Annotated in this window: 26 protein-coding genes; 8 read left to right on the plus strand and 18 right to left on the minus strand. The window is 40.3% G+C overall.

Annotated elements, in window-relative coordinates; genetic code table 11:
• Positions 1 to 345 precede the first annotated feature (345 nt).
• The 3 genes from H6G77_RS08990 (at position 346) to H6G77_RS09000 (ending at position 3,145) form a co-directional block, all read left to right on the plus strand.
• Positions 346 to 1,662: an efflux RND transporter periplasmic adaptor subunit gene (locus tag H6G77_RS08990; protein ID WP_190871377.1), complete on the plus strand. Its 1,317-nt coding sequence runs from the start codon at positions 346 to 348 to the stop codon at positions 1,660 to 1,662.
• 100 nt (positions 1,663 to 1,762) lie between these two features.
• The gene (locus tag H6G77_RS08995; protein WP_313954486.1) at positions 1,763 to 1,999 is read left to right on the plus strand and encodes an SDR family NAD(P)-dependent oxidoreductase; all 237 of its coding nucleotides are present in this window, start codon (positions 1,763 to 1,765) and stop codon (positions 1,997 to 1,999) included.
• Positions 2,000 to 2,431: 432 nt separating this feature from the next.
• Positions 2,432 to 3,145, plus strand: coding sequence for a rubrerythrin family protein (locus H6G77_RS09000; RefSeq protein ID WP_190591301.1), 714 nt, complete (start codon positions 2,432 to 2,434; stop codon positions 3,143 to 3,145).
• A 414-nt stretch (positions 3,146 to 3,559) separates the two neighbouring features.
• Here H6G77_RS09000 and H6G77_RS09005 read toward each other — a convergent pair whose 3' ends face one another.
• Positions 3,560 to 3,817, minus strand: a complete 258-nt coding sequence (locus tag H6G77_RS09005) for a hypothetical protein (protein ID WP_190591300.1) — start codon at positions 3,815 to 3,817, stop codon at positions 3,560 to 3,562.
• Positions 3,818 to 4,314: 497 nt separating this feature from the next.
• On the opposite strand from H6G77_RS09005, the gene H6G77_RS09010 reads away from it, so the two are divergent.
• Together H6G77_RS09010 and H6G77_RS09015 are read left to right on the plus strand one after the other, a co-directional pair.
• A complete protein-coding gene (locus tag H6G77_RS09010; protein WP_190871378.1) occupies positions 4,315 to 6,144 on the plus strand; it encodes a tetratricopeptide repeat protein in 1,830 nt (609 codons plus the stop codon).
• Positions 6,145 to 6,495: 351 nt separating this feature from the next.
• Positions 6,496 to 6,780 (plus strand): hypothetical protein, encoded by a 285-nt coding sequence (locus tag H6G77_RS09015; RefSeq protein WP_190591298.1) that lies wholly within the window; start codon positions 6,496 to 6,498, stop codon positions 6,778 to 6,780.
• A gap of 130 nt (positions 6,781 to 6,910) precedes the next feature.
• On the opposite strand, the gene H6G77_RS09020 is transcribed toward H6G77_RS09015, so the two are convergent.
• Positions 6,911 to 7,087, minus strand: coding sequence for a hypothetical protein (locus tag H6G77_RS09020; RefSeq protein WP_190591297.1), 177 nt, complete (start codon positions 7,085 to 7,087; stop codon positions 6,911 to 6,913).
• A 366-nt stretch (positions 7,088 to 7,453) separates the two neighbouring features.
• Between H6G77_RS09020 and H6G77_RS09025 the strand changes: the two genes are divergently transcribed.
• Entirely contained in the window at positions 7,454 to 7,861 is a 408-nt protein-coding gene (locus H6G77_RS09025) for a phosphomannose isomerase type II C-terminal cupin domain (RefSeq protein ID WP_190591296.1), read from the plus strand.
• Positions 7,862 to 7,931: 70 nt separating this feature from the next.
• Here the strand turns inward: H6G77_RS09025 and H6G77_RS09030 are convergent, their stop codons facing one another.
• The 15 genes from H6G77_RS09030 to H6G77_RS09090 form a co-directional block, all read right to left on the minus strand.
• Positions 7,932 to 8,690 (minus strand): HEAT repeat domain-containing protein, encoded by a 759-nt coding sequence (locus tag H6G77_RS09030; protein ID WP_190591295.1) that lies wholly within the window; start codon positions 8,688 to 8,690, stop codon positions 7,932 to 7,934.
• Between the two features lie 132 nt (positions 8,691 to 8,822).
• Complete coding sequence (locus tag H6G77_RS36195; RefSeq protein WP_277880555.1) at positions 8,823 to 8,957, minus strand: hypothetical protein; 135 nt, start codon at positions 8,955 to 8,957, stop codon at positions 8,823 to 8,825.
• Entirely contained in the window at positions 8,950 to 9,534 is a 585-nt protein-coding gene (locus tag H6G77_RS09035; RefSeq protein WP_190871379.1) for an N-acetyltransferase, read from the minus strand. The genes H6G77_RS36195 and H6G77_RS09035 overlap by 8 nt, the downstream gene beginning before the upstream one ends.
• Before the next feature lies 1 nt (position 9,535).
• Entirely contained in the window at positions 9,536 to 9,715 is a 180-nt protein-coding gene (locus H6G77_RS09040; RefSeq protein WP_190591293.1) for a hypothetical protein, read from the minus strand.
• 129 nt (positions 9,716 to 9,844) lie between these two features.
• Positions 9,845 to 10,249 (minus strand): ABC transporter permease, encoded by a 405-nt coding sequence (locus H6G77_RS09045; RefSeq protein ID WP_190591292.1) that lies wholly within the window; start codon positions 10,247 to 10,249, stop codon positions 9,845 to 9,847.
• Positions 10,234 to 11,745: an AmpG family muropeptide MFS transporter gene (locus tag H6G77_RS09050; RefSeq protein WP_190591291.1), complete on the minus strand. Its 1,512-nt coding sequence runs from the start codon at positions 11,743 to 11,745 to the stop codon at positions 10,234 to 10,236. Before H6G77_RS09050 ends, H6G77_RS09045 begins: the two co-directional genes overlap by 16 nt.
• A gap of 81 nt (positions 11,746 to 11,826) precedes the next feature.
• Positions 11,827 to 12,114, minus strand: coding sequence for a PIN domain-containing protein (locus H6G77_RS09055; protein ID WP_199331420.1), 288 nt, complete (start codon positions 12,112 to 12,114; stop codon positions 11,827 to 11,829).
• A 141-nt stretch (positions 12,115 to 12,255) separates the two neighbouring features.
• Positions 12,256 to 12,384, minus strand: coding sequence for a type II toxin-antitoxin system VapC family toxin (locus tag H6G77_RS36200; RefSeq protein ID WP_277877291.1), 129 nt, complete (start codon positions 12,382 to 12,384; stop codon positions 12,256 to 12,258).
• Positions 12,381 to 12,614, minus strand: a complete 234-nt coding sequence (locus H6G77_RS09060) for a hypothetical protein (protein WP_190672211.1) — start codon at positions 12,612 to 12,614, stop codon at positions 12,381 to 12,383. Before H6G77_RS09060 ends, H6G77_RS36200 begins: the two co-directional genes overlap by 4 nt.
• Positions 12,615 to 12,638: 24 nt before the next feature.
• Entirely contained in the window at positions 12,639 to 14,099 is a 1,461-nt protein-coding gene (locus H6G77_RS09065) for a DNA phosphorothioation-associated putative methyltransferase (RefSeq protein ID WP_190871380.1), read from the minus strand.
• Between the two features lie 45 nt (positions 14,100 to 14,144).
• The gene (dndE, locus tag H6G77_RS09070) at positions 14,145 to 14,531 is read right to left on the minus strand and encodes a DNA sulfur modification protein DndE (protein ID WP_190591288.1); all 387 of its coding nucleotides are present in this window, start codon (positions 14,529 to 14,531) and stop codon (positions 14,145 to 14,147) included.
• A 43-nt stretch (positions 14,532 to 14,574) separates the two neighbouring features.
• The gene (locus H6G77_RS09075) at positions 14,575 to 14,922 is read right to left on the minus strand and encodes a type II toxin-antitoxin system PemK/MazF family toxin (RefSeq protein WP_190672205.1); all 348 of its coding nucleotides are present in this window, start codon (positions 14,920 to 14,922) and stop codon (positions 14,575 to 14,577) included.
• A complete protein-coding gene (locus H6G77_RS09080) occupies positions 14,919 to 15,167 on the minus strand; it encodes a hypothetical protein (protein ID WP_190591286.1) in 249 nt (82 codons plus the stop codon). Before H6G77_RS09080 ends, H6G77_RS09075 begins: the two co-directional genes overlap by 4 nt.
• An 84-nt stretch (positions 15,168 to 15,251) precedes the next feature.
• Positions 15,252 to 17,240 carry a DNA sulfur modification protein DndD gene (gene dndD, locus H6G77_RS09085; protein WP_190871381.1) on the minus strand — a complete coding sequence of 663 codons (1,989 nt, stop codon included), beginning with the start codon at positions 17,238 to 17,240 and terminating at the stop codon, positions 15,252 to 15,254.
• A 108-nt stretch (positions 17,241 to 17,348) separates the two neighbouring features.
• Positions 17,349 to 17,603 carry a hypothetical protein gene (locus H6G77_RS09090; RefSeq protein ID WP_190871382.1) on the minus strand — a complete coding sequence of 85 codons (255 nt, stop codon included), beginning with the start codon at positions 17,601 to 17,603 and terminating at the stop codon, positions 17,349 to 17,351.
• A gap of 121 nt (positions 17,604 to 17,724) precedes the next feature.
• Between H6G77_RS09090 and H6G77_RS09095 the strand changes: the two genes are divergently transcribed.
• A complete protein-coding gene (locus tag H6G77_RS09095) occupies positions 17,725 to 17,961 on the plus strand; it encodes a helix-turn-helix transcriptional regulator (RefSeq protein ID WP_190871383.1) in 237 nt (78 codons plus the stop codon).
• 2 nt (positions 17,962 to 17,963) lie between these two features.
• Here H6G77_RS09095 and dndC read toward each other — a convergent pair whose 3' ends face one another.
• Entirely contained in the window at positions 17,964 to 19,631 is a 1,668-nt protein-coding gene (gene dndC / locus H6G77_RS09100) for a DNA phosphorothioation system sulfurtransferase DndC (RefSeq protein WP_190871384.1), read from the minus strand.
• 153 nt (positions 19,632 to 19,784) lie between these two features.
• Between dndC and H6G77_RS09105 the strand changes: the two genes are divergently transcribed.
• On the plus strand, positions 19,785 to 21,386 hold the full coding sequence (locus H6G77_RS09105) for a DGQHR domain-containing protein (RefSeq protein WP_190871385.1): 1,602 nt from the start codon (positions 19,785 to 19,787) through the stop codon (positions 21,384 to 21,386).
• Positions 21,387 to 21,451: the final 65 nt, after the last annotated feature.

The raw sequence follows: 21,451 nt of genomic DNA on the forward strand, positions 1-21,451 counted from the left end.
TGTCGCAATCATTCTTCCATTTGGTATAACATATAATTTATTATTGCTCTTCATGCTGTATCAGTAAATTGCATCTAAAAAGACCGAAAATTATCAAACAGAATGCAGGAGTCAGTAGGCAGAATTCAAAATTTACCTGAGTGTGACACTTCTCCTGGCGGAGACGCTACGCGAACGGCAAGCTCAGTGCGTTGCTGGTGAATGAAGAAACGGGTATAAGATACCCACCAAATTCTTAATTTGCTGGTCTTCAATCAGTACGGTGTATTTTTCTCCTACTGTTCACATTCTGACTCCTGACTTCTGAATTCTTCAATTACTTTATTTTTAGTAACCTGATAAGTCATGACATCCCCTGAGCCACAAATTGATTTTGACAAAGAACTTACAGAACCATCATCGCCACCACCTCAAAAAAATTGGCGATGGTGGCGATTATTGTTAGCTTTAATACTAATAGTAGGGGGTGGAGTTGCGATCGCTTGGCGTTTACTTACTCCTGTACAGCCAACAAAACCCATTCAAGCTCAAACACCAGGGGTAAGAGCCAAAATAGCACCTGTGCAATTAGGCACAATTGAAGAAAGTGCAGACTATATTGCCACTTTAGAGTCCCGACGTTCTATCAACCTCCTACCGAGAATTCCTGGCCAAGTTACCCAGATATTTGTCAAGCCAGGAGATACGGTTGCTATTGGTACGCCTATTATTCAGATAGATTATAAAGCCCAACAACCCAACAACCTGGGTAATAATGGTGCAACTCAAGCAACCGCCGCCCTCCTAGAAAGCGCCCGCGCCACACTCCGCGCTTTGGAACTAGAACGCATATCAAAGTTAGGTGAAGTCCAGTCCAATCAATTAGATTACGCAAAATCTGCCAATTTAGCAGACCAAGGTGCAATATCACGCCAAGCCAAGGATTTAGCGGCTAATAGATTGGCGACAGCAAAAGCTAATCTAGATGCTGTCAATTCTCGCATTCAAGCCCAAAAAACTAGCATTCTGCAAGCTGAAAATGCCCTCCAGCAAGCTACCGCTAACAATAGACAACCACCAGCACAACTTCAGTATGACAAAATTACGGCTCCCTTTGCTGGTACGGTAGGCGATATCTCGGTAAAAGCTGGTGATTTTGTCACGCCTTCTTCACGACTGATGACCGTTGCTGAAACCCGACCTTTAGAAGTTGCCTTAACTTTACCACTAGAGCGCGGCCCTAAATTACGAAAGGGAATGCCTGTGGAAATCCTCAGCACCCAAGGGCAGGTTTTGGGTACAAGTCGAGTGTTTTTAATTGTTCCCAACGTTAACACTGAACAACCATCGATATTAATTAAAGCATTGTTCAACAATACCCAAGGGCAATTAAGGGCAGGTCAATTAGTCCGCACAAGATTAATTTGGAGTCAGCGTCCAGGAGTTTTAATTCCAACTACAGCAGTCACTCGCGTGGCGGGTGAAACTTTTGTTTATGTCGCCCAACCACAAACAACTCCCCAAGGCGTTTCTCAGTTAGTAGCGCAACAAAAGCGCGTGAAGTTAGGCAATATCAACAATAACTATTACCAAGTTTTAGCCGGGTTACAGCCAGAAGACAAAATTATTATCTCTGGACTGCTAAACATTCGGGATGGCGTGTCTATTGTGCCTGAATCTTAGTGCTGAGTGCTGAGTGAAAAAAACAAATACTCAACAGGTAAATTTAACCTTTGTGCGATAGGTTAAGAGCAACTCATCACTAGTCAAGCAGGATTTATTTATGGCAGCTTTAACTGGGAAAGTTGCAATTGTCACTGGTGCATCACGGGGAATTGGTCGAGCGATCGCTTTAACATTAGCGCAAAAGGGTGCATCTATCGCAGTTAATTATGCGGGGAATGCAGCTAAAGCCCAAGAAGTTGTAGCAGAAATCGAAAAGCTGGGAGTGTCAGCAATTTCTGTCCAAGCTGATGTAGGTAATGTGGCTGATATTGAACGGGCAGAACATTCGGGTTAACGGTGGGGTTGTTTGAGGTTTTTATTTATCAAATATCTGCTTCTTGGTTTTATAGTCATTCAGTTTTAGATGTGAAATTATCTGTGCAGGTAGAAAGTCGAAAAATTTACTTTTTAAGTCTACTGTTTTTCAGAAATCAAACCTTCGTCTTATATAATCTTCCTGGAACGGCAGACAAAACAAGTAAAGAAAAATGGGCGAAAAAAAATTGTATAAAACGTTTTCTGTTATACAAAATTAGCTCCTCAAACTGATTTATAGCTTGTTTTTTTGCTAGTAATTCTCAGTTAACCAATAATTCCTGAATAGTGAAATCATCTAGTTTCATTTGTGGAATTAATGGGAAATTGGCAATTATCGAGCATTTTGCTTTGGGGACAACCCAAACTCAAAAACCTACAATTAAAATTTTCTGACAGGTATTCTCAAACTATGGATTTATCCAACATTAATACTCTGCATAACTTAGAAGCCGCCTTCGGTGGTGAGTCGATGGCTAATCGAAAATATTTATATTTTGCGAAAGTTGCTAGTAAATTGGGATTTTCGGATTTAGCAAAACTGTTTCGTGAAACCGCAGAACAAGAAACCGAACATGCTTTTGCTCATTTTGAGTTGCTGCATCCAGAATTGGTGGTGAAAGATCCAGCCGCTTTAACTGATGAACAAAAAAAACAAATTGTTTCTCGTTGCTTGTCTTTAGCAATTGAAGGCGAGACTTACGAATACACTACAATGTATCCCGAATTTGCTGAAGCGGCAAAAAGCGATCGCGATAACCCAGCCGCCGCAGAATTTCTCAAACAAGCACAAGAATCTGGCGAACATGCTGATACATTTCGAGAAGCTGCACACCGTTTTGGCTTGCTCAAGTTTATCGAAAATTACCACGCCGATCGCTACACTGAAGCATTAGAAGTCCTCAATGGTGGACAAGCCGTCACCAGAGTCGCTGGTGATGACCCCCAAACTCGCAAATGGATTTGTCGTCAATGCAGTATGATTTATGACCCCGTAGCAGGCGACCCCGATTCAGGTATTGCTCCTGGTACACCTTTTGAAGATATTCCTGATGATTGGAAATGTCCCATTTGTGGTGCTACCAAAAAGACTTTTAAACCGCTAGAAGAAAAAGTCGCGGCTTAAAAATAGGGGCTAGAGATTAGAGGCTAGATTTTAGGAAGAGGAATTTTTTGGTTAGATTTTACTGAGTAAAAATTACTATTTCTAGTCTCTAATCCCTCATCTCTTTTTCCCCTGCAAAATTATGATTGATATCAGCATGACTTATATCATGTGCGGCAAATCAGTTATGATTCAACACATCTGTGCAGAACAAAACTCTTTCTCCCCCTGCGGTTTTGATGATAAGTCTTTTACCGGAAATGATATTACACACCAAGCTTGTCTGTAGAGACTGGATGTGGTGGTGAAAGCGTACAGGGTTGTTAGGGTTTTGAATAAGTACACCCATGAATCCCTACACCCTTACACCCTTACCAATCAAACCTTCTGTTTGCAATACTGAATCTAGAATTACCGTAAAAATACTCATTAACTCTATTTTTCAATTAAATCAAAATAATTGTCATATTTTTGATGATCACACCCTTCAACCATTGAGCGATCTCTAAATGTTTGACAGCAAGTATTATCATCTTCTATCGTTCTTTTTGAATTTATGTCCGCAGGACGATGCGAATTTTCTTCTACGAGTTTCAAGTTGGTGTTAATTACTTCCTGGGCATTTGTAAATTTTGCTAATTCGAGACGCAATTTATCTAGTTGCTCATCTTCAGGTGTTACCAAAATATTCATTGGTGAAGTACCTCTGTTATCTGTTATCAAATTTTACTGTGTTTTGCTATGAATAACCTTTTAGGTAATGATAGAAAACATCAGGAAGTTGTTTACAAATCTATTTATTACCTGTCCGGTTTCTATCTCTTGACGATTCAGTTAATCAATCAAATGGGTCTTCCATCTTACAACAAGATAAAAATACAAATGACTTATGTAAGAAAATGAAAGACTCAGATTTGAAACAGGCGATCGCGTCATGAGTCTTTAAGTAGAAAAAGTTAAAATAACTACAAACTTATAGACTCATTCCACTTATGCTCACAAACAATCTTTATGTAGAAGCTTTGATTGATTAACTATAAGTAGAGTATTACACATCTTTTTGCTGTATAAGAACTGTTGCTTACTTATATTTACAGAGAAAATTGTGAAAATACGCTGAAGTCAATTGTTACAAAGCAGCACCCATCTTAAAATTAGGGGGCGGGAGTTTTACAGCCCATTGAACTTAGATGAATGCTGACGATTTTTTTAACCAAGGTTTTAACAAAAATTTGCAAGGAAACTTTCAAGGAGCGATCGCAGATTATACAGAGGCGATTCAGCTAAAACCTGACTTTGCAGAAGCTTACTATAATCGCGGTAATATTTTGTATACCTCACTCCGAGACTATGATGCCGCACTGGCAGATTTTAACAAGGCAATCCAAATAAATCCTGAGTTTGCTGAAGCCTATCATAATCGCGGCAACACTCGTTATTCTCTAGCAGATTACGAAGATGCGATCGCTGATTACGAGTGGGCATTAGCGATCAATCCTAACTTAGCAGAATCCCATCACGGGCGGGGTAATGTTTATTGTGCGTTGGGTGATTATGATCATGCGATCGCAGATTATCACCAAGCGATTGAAATTAACCCAGTATTAGCAACATATATAGATTTTGATATAGCACGAGCTTTTCATTATCGGGGTATCGCTCGCAGTGAAAGTGGTGATTACCAAAGCGCATTAGCAGATTTTCAGCAAGCTTTACAATGGTATCCCCAGTATGCTGCCGTTTACAGCAGTCGCGGGAATATTTTCCATATTTTAGAAGAATATGAGCAAGCCCTTGCCGATCATGAACGGGCATTACAGTTAGATCCGCATTTGGTGGAAGCTTATCATTACCGGGGTAATACCTGTTATCTTTTAGGAGATTATGCAGCCGCAATTGCTGATTACAATCGCGCCTTACAAATTAACCCCAATTTTGCCCCAGCCTACTACAATCGCGGAGTCGTCCGTTCTTACCTAAAAGATTATCCAGCCGCAATTTCTGACTTTAACCAAGCTCTGCAATTAAATCCTGAAGATGTGCAAGCATACTATGAGCGCGGATTAGTCAAAGCCACTTTGGGTGATTTTCCAGGTGCGATCGCTGATTATGAACAAGCTTTAGACAGAAACCCGACTTTGGCTTTAGTCTATGGTTTTTTGGCTTATGCGCGTTGTCAGTTGGGTGACTACCAAAGTGCGATCGCCGATAGCAATCGTGTCTTACAAATTCACCCCGAATATGCACAAGGATACAGCGATCGCGCTACCGCTCGTCGTTGTTTAGGAGATTATCAAGGGGCAATTTTAGATTACAACCGCGCCTTACAACTCAATCCCAACTCAGCCACAGCATACTATGGACGGGGTTTAGCCCGTGAAGCTTTACAAGATTATTTAGCGGCGGTGGAAGAATACACCCAAGCCATTAGAATTGAGCCTGATTTTGCTCCAGCTTACTGTAATCGGGGTAATGCTTTGCGGTTTTTAGAAGCGGAACAAAGAGCTTTAGCTGATTACAATCAAGCAATTAAAATTAACCCCAGCTTAGTAGAAGCTTATTACAATCGCGGTTCCTTGCGCTATGCCTTGCAAGACTATCACGGCGCAATTACAGATTACACCACAGCTTTGCAAATCAACCCCAGCACAGCAGCATTTTACAGCGATCGCGCCAGTGCTTACTATGCCCTGCAAAATTATCACAGTGCGATCGCTGATTACAACCAAGCCATTGCCCTTGACCCCAGTTTTGCTGAAGACTGGTATCATCGCGGGCGTAGCCGTTTGCTGTTGGGAGACTTGCAAGGCGCATTAGCAGACTTAAACCAAGCCTTACAACGTCAACCCCATTGGGCTTCCGCTTATATGTTACGCGCCGATATTTACCGCCAACTCGAAGATTTTCCCGGTGCGATCGCTGATTTTCAACAATCTGCCAACATCTATTATCAAGAAGGCAACATTGAATATTATCAACAAATGCTGACTGCGATCGCTCAACTCCAGTCTCAAGTCTAAAACATCCATTCAGGCAGTTTTTACATAAAAACTATGTTCCTTTCGCATAATAGCTTGACATAAATTTCTTAGCGGTCATGATTGATTAACATATAGTTTTGTTGTTTTGGGAAAGGCGGATAGCTAATATCAATCAAGCATCCGCCATTTATTTTGTGTACAGTTTGACGTAGAAATACTCATCAAATTTAGGATTTTGGATTGGAAATTGTCATCTAATTTTCTTCCTAGCTTTGGACTCAGATTACCTTGTATTATTTCCTGTAATCACGATTAAGTATTTTCCCTGTTGCATCAAGTTGTTATCCCCAAATAGTATTTACCACATTGTTTTTCATCATCTAAATAATTGTGAAATCAGTTCTACAAAGTTACTTGGATCAAGAAATTTGGTTATTGATCAGAGATAAGTGGTATTTCGCAACAATTATCAATGTTTGTGACGATTTGTTATGCTTTAAACACAGAACGCATAACAAAGATACAGAAGAAGATACTTTGTGGGAAATGGTTGTTAAAACTAGTGAAGTAGTTGCTATTGATAAAGTTATCTCTGTTGTGAGTCGCAAACCAGATGTGTTTATGTCTCGTCTGTTAGAAACGAATAGACAAAATGATAATCAGCAACAAGATTGAAGAATTCAGAAGTCAGAATGCAATCTATGGGGAAAATAAATGCCACAGATTGAAGACCACAAAATTTAAATGCTAAATTGCCTTTAAATTTCAGGGAATCCTTTATAACTTCTGAGTGCAAAATTCAGATCTATTCTTCCTGGCCAAAAGTCACACATGGGCTATCAATTTCTTCCGCAGGTTGAAAAGAACTGCAAAAAGTCACAATAGCACAATTAACTGCTAATTCATCGGGGTGAATACACTCTATTCCTGACTCAGTTTCAACATGAAAAGCACATTCATTGCAGATAGTTTGACAAGACATAGAATTACTATTATTTCTTAAATTTTCTCTAGCTTCAAATATTGATCAAAAAAGTCAGAAGACAGAATTCAGAATTGGTGAATACTTCACTCATAAAGGGATGGAGTTTAGAGCTTGCCGTTCGCGTAGCGTCTCCGACAGGAGAAGTGTCATATAGAATTCATACTGCATTCTGACTCCTGATTTCTGACTTCTTCTTCATCAACATCTCTCTACCTTGTCTACTTGTCTCCCCTGTCTCCCCTATCTTTTTTATTCACATCTCACATAGGACTGCTTTAGCAGTAGCGATTGTGGCAAATTGTCAACTAATATACGCTAAATTACTTCACAATATTGGTAGTCGTTTGGTTGAGCAGTTTGGTTATGAGTCAAAATGAGAACAACGAGCAATCTAGTAGCCATGAATTGTCCTCACATTCAGGTGCGAGATACTGGGGTAACGTGGAGGTAATTGAAGAAGGCGATAATTATAGAATTAGTCGCGTTGAGATTAAACCCAGGCATGGTATTAAACCACAAATCCATTACCATCGCAATGAACATTGGGTGGTAGTTTCTGGGGTGGCTAAGGTAACTTGTGGCGATACGGAAACGCTGCTGAATCGCAATGAATCAACTTATGTTCCAGCCGCAACCTTACACAAAGTGGAAAATCCCGGTTTAATTCCCTTGGTAATTTTGGAAATTCAAAACGGTGAGTATTTAGGCGAGGATGATATCGAACGTCCTTATGACCTCAACTTAATTAAGCCAACATCAGAAAATAAATGAAGTTTGTCAATGGTCAATGGTCAAGAGTTAATGGTCAAAAGTTATTTTTGACCATTAACTCTTGACTTGATCAAAACCATCCTTCTTGTTCTAAAGTTTCGATTAGCTGTAAGCCACGGGGGTCGCCTACTCCGAGTAGTGAGGCTTTAGCATCTTCTCGTACGCCTAAATCTTTATCTTCGGCAAAGGCTTGAATTAAGGCATCAATGGCTGTGGCGTAAACAATATTAGAGGGTAGTTCTTTGCATAACTGTCCAATTGCCCAGGCGCTATTACTGCGAACGGCGGGAATGGGATCTTGGACTAAGGCTTCAATTAAGGCGGGAATTGCCCCTATGACGGTTTCGTAACCCACTCCTGCCATTTGGGCTAAAGCACTCGCTGACCACAAACGCACTGCGGAAATGTCTGTTCTTAAAGCATCAGCGAGGGGTGCGAGACAACGGCGATCGCGGCAATTACCCAATGCCCAAACTACACCTTTACGTACATAACCGTTCCAATCTTGGTTGAGTTGGGCAATTAATGGTTCTACTGCTTCTTTACTGGGATTGCGACCAATACCATAGGCGGCACTCACGCGCACCAAGGGACAGGAATCTTTTAACAGCCCAATGAGTAGCGGGGTAGCTCTTTCATCTTCAATATCACAAAAAGCACGCGCCGCCAACATTCTCTGCTGGGGTTGAGAATTTTCCAAAAGTGCTAACATCACTTCTGGATCGGGCTTTGCCACTTCTGATTCAGCAGTGAGTGGCTCCATTTTATCAAGAGGGCTTTCTAGCTCTACGTCGGGATCGAGTAGGCTTAGGTCATCGTCGTCATACATACGTCATTTAAGTGCCGAGTGGGATTTACAGATAACCCCCCGTGCCAATAATTCAGCGCCTGATAGGTATTTGCTAGATTATTGTACACTTTATGTTCGACATGATTGAGATTTGTTTGAAAAGTCTGAAGTCTAAAGTATGAAGTCTGAAGTCTTATTTTTGAGCCTTGTGTCTATTGACCAATTACTAACTGTCCCAAGTGTTTCAGAATTTTTAGGACGGTAAATAAATTGTTGCGGTACTGCGATCGCCAAACTGCTACTCATGGCTGTCACCGACGAAATAACCTGACAGTTCTTTCAGCATCCACAAGGATTGAGTTTGATAACCCAGTTGATAGTAGAGATTTAAAGCAGGTTGATTGGATTCAAAGACTTGTAAACCGATTTGTTTATCGCCTCGTTGAATTGCCCATTTTTCGACATGCTGCATTAAAGCCTTACCAATACCTTTACGCCGATGTTCTGGGACGACGTAAAGCAAAAAAATATGAGCATGGCGATCGCCACTGACTTGATCTATGGCATTTCCCACCCAAACACAAGCAACGGGGCAGGGGGCAGGGGGCAAGGGGGATGAGGGAGACGAGGGAGACAAGGGGGCAGAAGTCTTGTATGTTTCTCCCCTCTGCTCCCTGCTCCTTGTCTCCCCTGCCTCTTTCACATCCACCCACCATAAGGGCGTATCTTGGGATAAATACTGCTCGACAGTGCGGGCGAGGTGGGCAAAATCTTGCTGGGGAAATCGCTCCTGGTAAGTGCGTTGCATGAACTTGACAAGGAGCGATCGCTCTAATGTTGAACCGCGACGAATTAAATACCCTGGTAGTAATTGCTCAGACACTTTATTTGCTAAAGGTGAATAAATCCACAGCCGTCGCTGGTAAAATTACCCCAGTTTCTTCAATAGGCGCGGGTGCTGCCATATCAGCCGGCAAAAATATCCGGGCGCTGACTGCTACTAAGGCAACGAGAAATACTAAAAGTACCAGTAGTGGGGCGATGTATTGACGAATTATAGACATATTTAGTAAGTCAAAAGTTAAAAGTCAAAAGAAACTGAGTGTTTAGTGCTGAGTGCTGAGTGCTGAGTGCTGAGTTGTAAGTGCTGAGTTGAAGAATTTTACTCTGCCTCCTGCCTCTCTTTTTTAACCTTAACGCTGATCGCGTTCTAAATCATCCATAACTCGCTCGCAATACCAACTTTCTGGCATACCGGGATAATTTTGCTTGGCTTGTTCAATTAAGCGTTCAGCTGCGGCGGTATCACCATTTAACTTGGCAATCAGCCTGTTTTTGAGTTGGTTATCGGTGATGCGATCGTTAATCTCTGTTGCGGACATATTTTCCGGCACAACGCTGGATTGTTCTCGGCGTAACTGCCAAAATAAAACGTAATACAGTGTGCCGAAAATTAAAATTAGGCTGAGTGTACCAAAAAAAGTAAAGAGATTAAAAGTCAAAAATCCCAGTACTAACTGTGACAGGACATAGCCAAGTAACAAGCCTGTAAGTAAAAGAATAAATGTACCAACAACAACAATTACTTGGCTTCCCATACATCCTCATCTTCTTCCTCTAGTCCTGGTCTAGATATTACCACTGGCTTTTGATTCCAGGGAGCAACAAACGGTAAAAGTAACAATCCTGGCAAGGCTGCTACTAGGGTTAACAAGAAAAACACAGGCCAGCCTGTGGCTTTTGCCCAATCGCCTGCCGGTGCTGAAAGAACATCTCTACTAATCGCCATTAAGCTAGAAAATAATGCAAATTGAGTGGTTGTAAAACGGTGATTGCAGAGGTTCATTAAAAATGCCACTGTAGCAACCGTTACTAATCCAGCACTAAAATTTTCGATATTTACTGCCAAGATTAATAACGAGTAATTTTTGCCAGCAACAGCTAAAGCATAATAACCCAAGTTACTCAATAATTGCAGTATGCCAAATATCCATAAACCGCGATTAATATGAATTTTGCTTAAGATTACCCCACCAGCTAATACACCAACAGTTGTGGCGAGAAAGCCAATTCCGGCTTGAATTGCACCAATTTCAGTTTTAGTAAAGTTGATTTCTCGCAAAAATAAATTAGCTGTGATACCAACTAAAGAATCGCCCAGTTTATAAAGGATGATAAATATCAGAATTACACCAGCTTGAGCCAAGCCAAAGCGATGAAAAAACTCTTTAAAAGGCAGAAAAATGGCTTCCTGTAGGTTTTGGGGGGCTTGATTTTCTTGAGCTTCACCCAGTAATTCATCAGGCAATAATAAAGATGAAACTATCCAAGCGACAATCAAAGCTGCTAATAACCAATAAAATACAGGCAAAGCAATATAGCCAAGAAAAACTCCTCCCAGTAAACCAGCTACTAATGCTGTGATAAATAGCACGAATATCACATCTTTGGCAGATAAAGGTGCTGTTTCTCGATTGTTGCTTACCTGTGGTTCTCTGGGTGCAGATAAAGTGACAAAGATACTCCCAGCCATTAAAGCCGCCATGAGTAAGTAAACACCATTCCAAGGTAAGCGATCGGCTAAAACTAAAGCTAAGGAACTGGTGACAAACAAAGCCACACGATAGCCGAGTACCCACACCGATGCACCAGCTTCAGCTTCTAGGGGGTTTAAAATATCGGTACGGTAAGCATCGCCGGCGATGTCTTGGGTGGCACTTAAAAAGGTGATAATTAAACAGTTGATTGCCAAAATTTGCAATACTTGGTCACTTTGGGAAGGTTGTTGTAAGGCGAGAGTGGCGATCGCAATTGCTAACCCAACTTGAGTCAAAATCAACCAACCCCGTCTCGCGCCCAAAAACGGTGGTACAAACCTATCTAACAACGGCGACCACAAAAATTTGAGCGAATAAGGCAACGCCAGCAAACCAAATAAAGTAATTTTGCCGATATCAACCTTGGCATCTTGCATCCACAATTGCAATGTTCTACTAGTTAAGAACAAAGGCAATCCCGATGCAAAACCCAGCAATAACAAAGCCCCCATTTTGCGACTTTGGACGGCTTGGCGTAGTGCTTGGATTTCTTTCATCGTTTCGATATTCCTTACTCACTGGAGCGAATTGCAGTTATCTTGCCATAGTTACTGCATAGTTTCATAACTTGACAAAAATTAACTTGGTTCTTCCCAATCTTCAAGCTTTAATCCACTGATTCGACTAAATTCTCGCGTGTTGTGCGTGACTAATATCAGATTCTTTGCTATTGCGCCAGCCGCAATTTGTAAATCATAAGGGCCGATTGGTGTACCTATAACTGCTAAATCAGCGCGGATTTTACCTGCTATTTTTGCTGTTTGTGAGTCCAATTCAATAATATTAAATTGGCTATGAAATCTTTGTAATATTTCTAAATTTTTCTCAGTTTGTGAGCTACGATAAGCTCCATAATAAAGTTCCAATTGAGTGATATAGTAATCCTAAATCATTTGTAAAATTATCTTTCTTCTCTTTATTCTTCTTCTTTGTGTCCTACCCTGCGGGAAGCCGCTATCGCGTCTATGCGTCCTTTGCGGTTCGTTATAAAAAATATTTTTTCCAACTCAGATAGGATTGCTATAGCAGAAATAAATATATTCCTCTGGTTGCTGACTTGCCAGACGATTCACGACACCAGGATGACTGTTATTGATTAGGCGAATACAGACATTTGTATCAAGTAAATAAGTCAAAATATCTGCTCCCTCGTTTCATATTCTCCCTGTTCTGGTCTTTCTAGGGCTTCTCCTACCCAACCACCAATTACTTCCTCAAAAAATCCCGGCATCCAGCCGCGTTTTTGTGGTGTAATTTCTTGAATTGTTACTGTTACTTCAATTTCTATATTTGTCATTTCTACGGGAATATCAAGATGTAAAATACCATCTGCGCCTACACGAGAACGGATATTAATACTTTGCATAACTATTTGTCCTCTAAATTTTGTCTAACTTTCTTTGATCGGATAAATTTGATGTCCTCTAATTTCGACTCCATGTTCAGCCAGACATTTTAACCAACCTTCACGGGTACCAATATCACTTTTTTGCTTGAGTAAACCTAATTCCTGTTCTTGTTGGGTGAGTTTAGCAAATTCTTCGTATTGGGGATAATTAGGTGTAACAAAGGTTTCTTTCCGATGCAGAACAGGTGGATTTTCCCGATTTGCATAGTCTCGATGAGTGACGTACAAAGTTTTTAAGTCAATGGTGATGCTGGCTTTTAAAGCTGGGTGGGGGTCTGTGTCGAAGTCTGGATAAAATAAGTAAGATATTTGCGGTTGCTCAAGGTTATATTTGATCAGCGTCGCATCATCAACACGCCCAATGGTACGACTGGCGCAACCTTCGTAAATGCGGAGTAAGGGATCGAGGGCGGCGAGGGCGGAAACATGAACGTAAAGTGCGCCGCGTGTATGTTTGCCGATTTTGCTTTTTTCGCAGGCTGTTTGCACTACTTTTGGTCTACCCAAACTAAATAATTTTTGGTCAGCGACTTCGCAAGCTTCCTCGTAACTACCAAAAAAGGCTTTGATGTCGTGGCGCATTTCTGGCGCAAGTTGGGAAAATCTGGGGCGTTTATCAAAGTGGGTGAGGGCAAGGTAAACTTGAATGTCTAAAGAACGACGATAGGCGATCGCATCCCATTCTGCTTCATCGGTGGCTTGCAAGACAACCCCAAAGGCGCGGCGAAAGTTACCAAATTCCGTTAATAGTTCTTGTTCGTTGGCTAATTCACCCTTGACAGGTAATCTCCCGCGTTGGGTGAAAAACTCCATGAGTGGTTGCAGTGCTTCCTGATAATCTTCAAACCGCTTGCTAGGGATGCGGACTCGCGGTGTATAAGTGCGCGAAAAGAAACGGATGGCTTTGAAGCTTTCTTTTTCGGCTTCGTCACGGAAGACAAAGTAAACCCCAAGCGCCACCGGGACTGCATCGACGTTTAAGACTTGATCAATATATTTTTTGAGTTCTTCTTGCTCGTAATATTTTTGAAAAGTATTACGGCTAGTTACAATGCCGTCATTGTAAGCGAGTTGGGCTTTGCTGGGAGCGTTAATTAAGACTTGTGCAGCGACAATTAAAACTTTGCGGGTGAGTTCCCAGGCTTTAATCAGGCTTTGGTTGCGTTCTGCGATATCTTCGATGACGTTGATAACGTAACCCAAATTAACAACATCAGCAGGCGTAATTTGCTGATTTGGGTAATAGTACGGGTCCCAACCTGCACTCGTATAGCCGAGATTCCCGACACGCTGCACATCGCCACCATGACCGCAGCCATAGTCAAAAAAAGTCCTGTCCTGGTTAATGATTGACCATTCTATGGCTAATCTTACAGGGCGAGAGATTTCTGTGCGAGCGATCGCAGCTCGATGACGCTCAATTTCTAAGTAGCTCTCCGGCATAATGTTCAGTTAACAGTTAACAGTTAACAGTTAACTAATATCCTTTCAATCTTTTATTACCAGTTCAATCAAATCTTCAATTTTCTTGATATTTGGGTCGCCAGCTAAATAACCAATACCCCGATGCAAATGCAACCGGAATTGCGTAGCGAGGGTTTCTTTATCAGTCCCTAAACCGTCATTATGACAGCGTTGCTTGAGGGCGAGTAAAAAAATATCAGACATTTCGCCACCAAAAACCCGCCAAGCCATTTCCACATTACTATCTTGGGGAATAGGTACAGGCGATGGTGGCGCGGGTTCAGCCAGTGAACGACACAACGCCCAACGACACAGAATATTCCATTGGTCAATTTTCGTATTACGTTTGAGTTTTTGTAGTTGGTCTTTGGCGGTTTGGGAAAGTTTAATTCTTTCGATTGGGGCTTCCATAATGTTTACTCATATCTTTTACAAAAATTTAGACAGTTTTTGGTCATAAACCCAAACAGTAGCGAACCGCAGTTTCAACTTCTAGCATTTTGGATTCAGCAAGCTTACCAGATGGAGCAGCAGGAAAGCGGTTTGGATCTATAGAACGAATTTGAAAACATAAGAATACTGTTTCCATAGGCAGTCCACATTCATTTGGAGAAACTCGGATATTAGTGGGATAATCACGCTTAATATTTTCTCCTTTTGTCCCTACAACTACAGTCACAACCAAAGGTAATTGATTAATAGGGTCTATGGATAAAACTAAAACTGGCCGTGTTCCTGCTTGTTCTCTACCCTGTACAGGATTAAGATTGACAAAATAAATTTGTCCTCTTTCGATACTCACAATTTTTCTAATCCATCCATTTCAGTAAAAATAAATTCCTCGTGAATAGAAGCAATTTCTGTCTTTATATCTAAATCATTAGCCATAGTCGCTAGTTGTTTATTTATCTGGTGAATATCAGTAAAATCATCTGATTGTTTTCTGGCTTGCACTTGTTTTCTAATACGTTCTAAAAGCCATTCAAGTTCTTCTAATGACAAAGTACTTAAATCACGTTCTAGTTCCAGTAAATGTGGTGATATCATCTCTACTCTCTAAAGCTGCTTACATCTATTGTAAATAGACAAACTTATACAAATTGCTCAACCCCATTGTCTCAAAGTTATCTCCTACCAAAAATATTGATTTTCCATCACTGTGGTTTGACGAGTGGATGAGTCGTATTTGAGAAGATATTCACGAGCGATCGCTTCATTTTTCCGCAGAGTTTCGACTTCTTTTTTACCAATTTCCGTATCAGTAGAAAGCAGAATTACCTGATGGCTGGCGGCGGGGAAGTATTTTTCTACTAGGTTTTGGCGGTGGGAAGAGTCGAGTCTGCCGAGGGGTGTGTCAATAGCTACTGGTAAGCGCAAACCAGAGACTTTGGCGAGTCCCCAAAGAAAGGCGATCGCCAGTAACTGCTTTTCCCCAGCCGACAGGCGATGTTTCGGGACTGGTTTTCCATCAAAATCAAACAGCGATAAGGCGAAGGTTTTTGTATCAATAGCAATGCGAAATACTAAGTCTGATTTGTGCAGTAAATAGAGAAAACAATTCTTCACTTCTTCTTCTAACTTATTTAGCTTCCGCAGCGTTAACTTTTCTCGAAAAATCTTCAGGGTTTCTTGCACTTTAGAAGCAGAAGTAATGATATGTTCTCTATTTTGATGTTTGATACTTTTGTCAGTATAATCGTTTAATTCTTTTTTGGTGATTTCAATTGTATCAGTTAACGCTGCTAATTTCTGCCTTGTTGTTTCATACTTGGATTTAGCTTGTATAACTTCTTTTTGTGAATCTTCCACAGCATCACGCAACTTTTTATAAGCTTCTGGTTCTGCTGCTGTCTGCACTTGTCTTTCTAATGTAATAATTTCTTCTTCCAGATTTCTGAGACTAACTAAATGCTGTTTTGCAGTATTACACGCACTTTTTAAGTGATATCTAACATTATCTAATTGGCTCAAGCTTTCCTCATCCGCTAACAGCCAAGGTGCTTCAGATTGGAGTGAACTTGCATATAAACTATCGACATCTTCAGCTAAAAAAGCTTGAATTTTATCAACTTGGTCAGCAGCAATGGTTAACTGATTTAGCCATTCAAGTAAACGTTTATCTCGTTCAATTAAAACATCTCTTGCAAGTTGCACCTGTTGATTACGAAATTCACTTGCGCCCTGGGTTTGTACTTGACTCAATAAATTAGGAATTAACGCTAAGGGTAAGATTTCAGCAGCTAATTCACATAAAGACTGTCGAATTGCTTCTAATGCAGCAGTTTTTTCTTTTTGTTTATCTTCTAACTGACTGCGTTCGGCGGCAATTTTACCACCTTCAGATACAAATTTATCTAAAGCCTCTCGCTGGATAGTTTCTAATGATTCAACTTGATTTTTTAAATTAGCTAACTCTTGTTCTGTTACTTGATAATCTTCTTGCTGTTGTAATAACCTTTTTTCAATATCTTCGATATACGCTAAATCTTTAGTATCAGCCATCTCTTTACGCTTACGGTTGATTAAAACATCTAAATCAACGGCTAATTTGTCAGCTAATTCTAGTCCTAAAAGTCCACGAATAGCTTCCACAACAATTGGCGGCGGTGTTTCTTGTTCTGCTAGTTCTTTTACTTGTTCGCCATCAAATAAAAATAAATTAGAAATTCCTAAAGGTAGTAAATTTTCTATATAGTCATCCCAGATACTTGTCAGATAATCAACAGGCCAAGTATCATCATCACCTAAAATTCCTAAAGCATCTTTGCCATCTTTAGGATTTTTCTCCCAAGTTCTCACAATCCGATATTTTACTGGCTGATCATCTTCAATATGTTCAAAAAGTAACTCAATTCGTGTCTTTTCAGAAGGAGTAGCTTTACTATTAACACATTGATTTAAAAAATCACTATAGCTCAAATTACCGCGCGTCGAACATTGAGCGCGTTGTCCATATAATGCGAGGCGAATAGCATCCATCAGCGTAGTTTTTCCCCCGCCATTCATACCGCCTAATAAAAGAATCGGGCGAGGATTATCCTCATTTCTTGGGTCAAGATTAATTACTTGTCTGCCAGAATAAGGGCCAAAATTTTGTAATACGAGTTCTAAAAATATCATTTGTCTTTATAGATAAAAGGCTAGATGCTTTGCGAGATCCCCGACTTCTTTAAGAAGTCGGGGATCTGACCACTCCCACGTCTTAAAATGAATGCGATGAACCACTAATTAATTTGTCAGAATCTGCCTTGTTAAAATACTCATAACTTCGCCAGGGTTAGAACTAGGTAATAAAGGACTCCACTCGTAAACTTGGGCGAAACCCAGTTTGTATAAAGTCAAAATTGTGTTATTGACACCTTTTTTAGAACCATAAATTACAACCTTTACAGACTCTCTATCGGGTGTTGTTTGTGTAGAGTCGTTGCTGGAAGCAAGCTGTGTGGTGCTTTGACAAGTCTCTGCTAGAAAGCTTTTAGTCATTGAAATTTACCTGTTTATGGGTAAGTCGTTGTGTTACTTAAACGTAACAAGATAATCTTACCTCGTTTGTTACATATACAGAACATTTACTCTGTTAGAAGCCTTTGACACAATCAAAGGCATGGGAAAAGCAGGTAAAGCACTTAAACAGGTGTTGGAAACATACAGCATCAGTCAGAACAAGTTAGCCGTCACAATGGGAACAGGACGGCCAAACATTCACCGTTGGATTAATGAAATGACAGACCCCGTTGCTGATAAGCTGTTAGAAATTCGTGATGCACTCAGAAAAATTAATCCAGTCGCAGCAGACGAGTTTATCAGGCTGTACTTAGGAGACGCTAATGATGACCAGTAAATTTAAGCCTTTGTCTGTTTCTTTTTAAATTTCATATTTGACCAAGTTTTTGCATTGTCAGAAGATTTTGATGTATTTTCTGTATTATTTTGTGTATTAGGTATACTTGCTTGTTCATCCGGCGCGGCAAAATCAGCTAAAGTTAACTGCTTGACTTTTTCTCTAACTGTTGCAACATCTCCTTGACTAACAGCCTCTCTTAAATCACGTTTTAAATGGGCATTCCTAATTGCTTCTTCAGGAGAACGAGAACTAGTATTAAAACATTTTTCGAGAGTTTCGTAAATTCCGACACGCTTTGTTTTCTTACGAAATTGCCATTCTGTGCTTAAAAGTTTTGACATGAGTTCCAAGTGCATAGTGTCATCAGCACAGATTTCTTCTAAGACAGCCCATTCATCACTACCTAATAGTTTATGTTCAACACCAGGGCGCGGGTCTTTGAATTCTTCCCCAGTTACTTCGTAATAAATGCGGGGTAAACTATCGTCAAACTCATGTCTTTCTTCTAGCCAGATGCGACGAATTTCGCTAAGTTCTTCTGTAGAAATCAGAGTAATATCGCGCATATTTTCTGGTGCTGTTTGACGGATTTGTTTTTCGACGTTTAGTAATTTTCTCAGCCAATCTTCCCGTGCTTCTTTTACATAAGGGCCTGGAATTGGTTCAATAGATAGTTCACCTTCTAGATTGCGCTCATACAGTTGAACATCTCCATTTCTGCGGCGGAAATCTCGGCGATCGCGTGTTTCTTCTGCATCTAATTCCTTGCGAAAATCAAGTAGAGGTTGCATCCACTCTTTTTCTTCATCATTTTGAATCATAGCCGCTAGAGATTTATCCTGGCTAACTAAGGTACAAACCCAACAACCAAAACGAGAGCTACCACAGCTTGGAGTAGAAGTATCTACTACTAAGGGACATTCATTATCAGCAGAAGCACCCCGATACATAGCAAATAGGTCTTTATTGCTATATCTCCAAGGGTTTTCCCACTGCATTAAATAAATCCAAACTTCATCATTTTGCCAGTCTTCAATAGGGCTGTAAACTAAGGAGTTCGGCAAATTCATGTTAGGACTTAGGCGATCGCGTACCCGCAGAGCTTCTAATTTTTTCATTCTGTTAGCGCGTTTTGTGCTTTCTGCTTTGCGAGTACCCAGTACAACAATTGCTTCTCCACTAGCTCGAATTACATCACGAATAAAGCGATTCGAGGGATTGATTTTCAGCCGTTCTGTACACCAACGGAATTTACCTCTTGGTGCTGGATAACCTTTCCCAATCAAACCCACCCAAAATGTTTCCTTAAAATCTGGCTGTAATAAATGAGGTTCAAATGGTAATTCTTGCGCTTGAGCTTCTAATTTCATTTGCTGTAGAGAATTTCGCACCCAAGCAGCAACAATCGGGTTTTCTACCAATGTGTCTGTAGTAATGACATAGATTGTTTTAATTCGTTTTGCTGGTGGAAGTCCAGCGATCGCATTCCAGACTAGCTGTAAAGTAGCCGTGCTGTCTTTACCACCCGAATAACCTACAACCCAAGGAATCGCATCCAAACAATACAATTCTTGAATTTCAATGGTCAGAGCTTGGATATCCTCTACTAATTCTGCTACAGTACCTTTCTGCTGACCTTTATTTTCTGGTTGTTGTGCTTCAGTCATTACTTCCTACCTCTGGACATTTGGGCGTTACCGCTTTTTACTCCAGCGTATGGAATGCGCGGCTTCCCAAAAAGTTTTTAAAAACTGATTTATTAGTATCTAACTTTTTGGACAATATAGCTAGGTTACAAGACTAAGTTTTTAAAAATTAATATGAGTGACATTGCATCTAACCTCACTACTGATATTGCAAAAGAGTACCTGGAGAGAGACAACAAGGATAAACAGGTACTAGCTTTACTTCTAGAAAAATTCTTAGAGAAAAAAGACCAAATTCTGGTGCAGAAAACGGAAATGGGCGGAATTGAAGCCTATATTGGTTCCGTGACTCTAGAATGGTTCGCTGGTCGAGTTCATTTCGCTTCTGGTTTACCTCTGCTGCAAAAAAAATATAATCCAGAGACTGATAATATCGAAATTGATGCAGATAGTATCGATGAAATTCAACAGCGTCCTATTGACTGGTCACGCCAAGCACCTTTAGTTCAATATTTGGCTGCGAGAAAAAATCATAAGTTTCCCCCAGTTCTCGTAGTCATTAACCAGCCTTGGGTTGATAACTCAAAAGCCTCGGAGTGGGATAGTGAAGAACGCGCTACAAAATCTACTACCGATTTTACACCTCTAGATAAAGATGGTAAGGTGGGCTTACTCAATGTTTCTGAAGAAAATGTCACCATTTATGCACTAGATGGTCAACATCGGCTAATGGGAGTTCAGGGTTTAATTGAGTTAATTAAAACTGGCAAACTCCAGCGATATAAAAAAGATAAAACTGCCGATGATAGTTTTATTACAGTCTCAGATTTAATAGAGCAGTATCAGGTAGAACCTGCTTATTTGCAAAGCTTACCTAAAGAAAAAATTGGCATTGAATTTATTTGTGCAGTAAATTCTGGGGAAACTCGTAATGAAGCTAGAAGAAGGGTAAGGTCGATTTTTGTCCATGTTAACTTGATGGCTGCACCTTTAACTAAAGGTCAGTTAGCACAGTTAAATGAAGATGACGGTTTTTCTATTGTGGCGCGAAAAATTGCAGTAACTCATCCACTTTTAGAACAGCGTCAAAACCGTAAACCGCGTGTTAATTGGAACAGTTCAACTGTAGCGTCAAATTCGACAGTTTTGACGACATTGCAAGCTCTACAAGATATGTCTGAGAGATATTTAGGTCAAAAATTCCCTCATTGGAAACCATTGGAAAAAGGCTTAATTCCGATGCGTCCAGAAAATGAGGAAATTGAACAGGGAATTGCAGAATTCACCAAACTTTTTGATAACTTGGCACACTTACCTAGTTATAAGATTTTGGCACATGAAGATACACCAGTTTTACGAAGGTTCAGCTTTGAAAAGGATGGCGGTGAAGGAAATATGCTTTTCCGTCCTGTGGCGCAAGTTGCTATCGCTCAAGCTTTGGGATTTTTGGTGTTTAAAAAAGGGTTTTCTTTAACCAGTATTTTCAAGAAATTGAAAAAGTTTGACCAACAAGGTGGCTTTACTGGGATGGAATACCCTCAGTCTCTTTGGTATGGGGTTTTATATGACCCGAATAAAAAGCGCGTACAGGTTTCTGGAAAAGAATTAGCGGCTAAGTTATTAATTTACATTTTGGGTGGACTTCAAGATCCAATGGAAGTAGCTGATCTTCGTAAAGCTTTGGCTAATGCAAGAACAGTGGAAAATAAAACTATAAGTTTTGATGGTGAGTTTGTCGATCCAAAAGCGGTAGGGCTTCCATCTGTTCTTACTTAGTCAAATTAAACCAGCTTATTACAGAGTAAATTTACTTACTGCAAAATACTACAAAGCCTCTTATT

It is taken from the genome of Aulosira sp. FACHB-615 (genome assembly GCF_014698045.1).
GTDB lineage: Bacteria > Cyanobacteriota > Cyanobacteriia > Cyanobacteriales > Nostocaceae > Nostoc_B.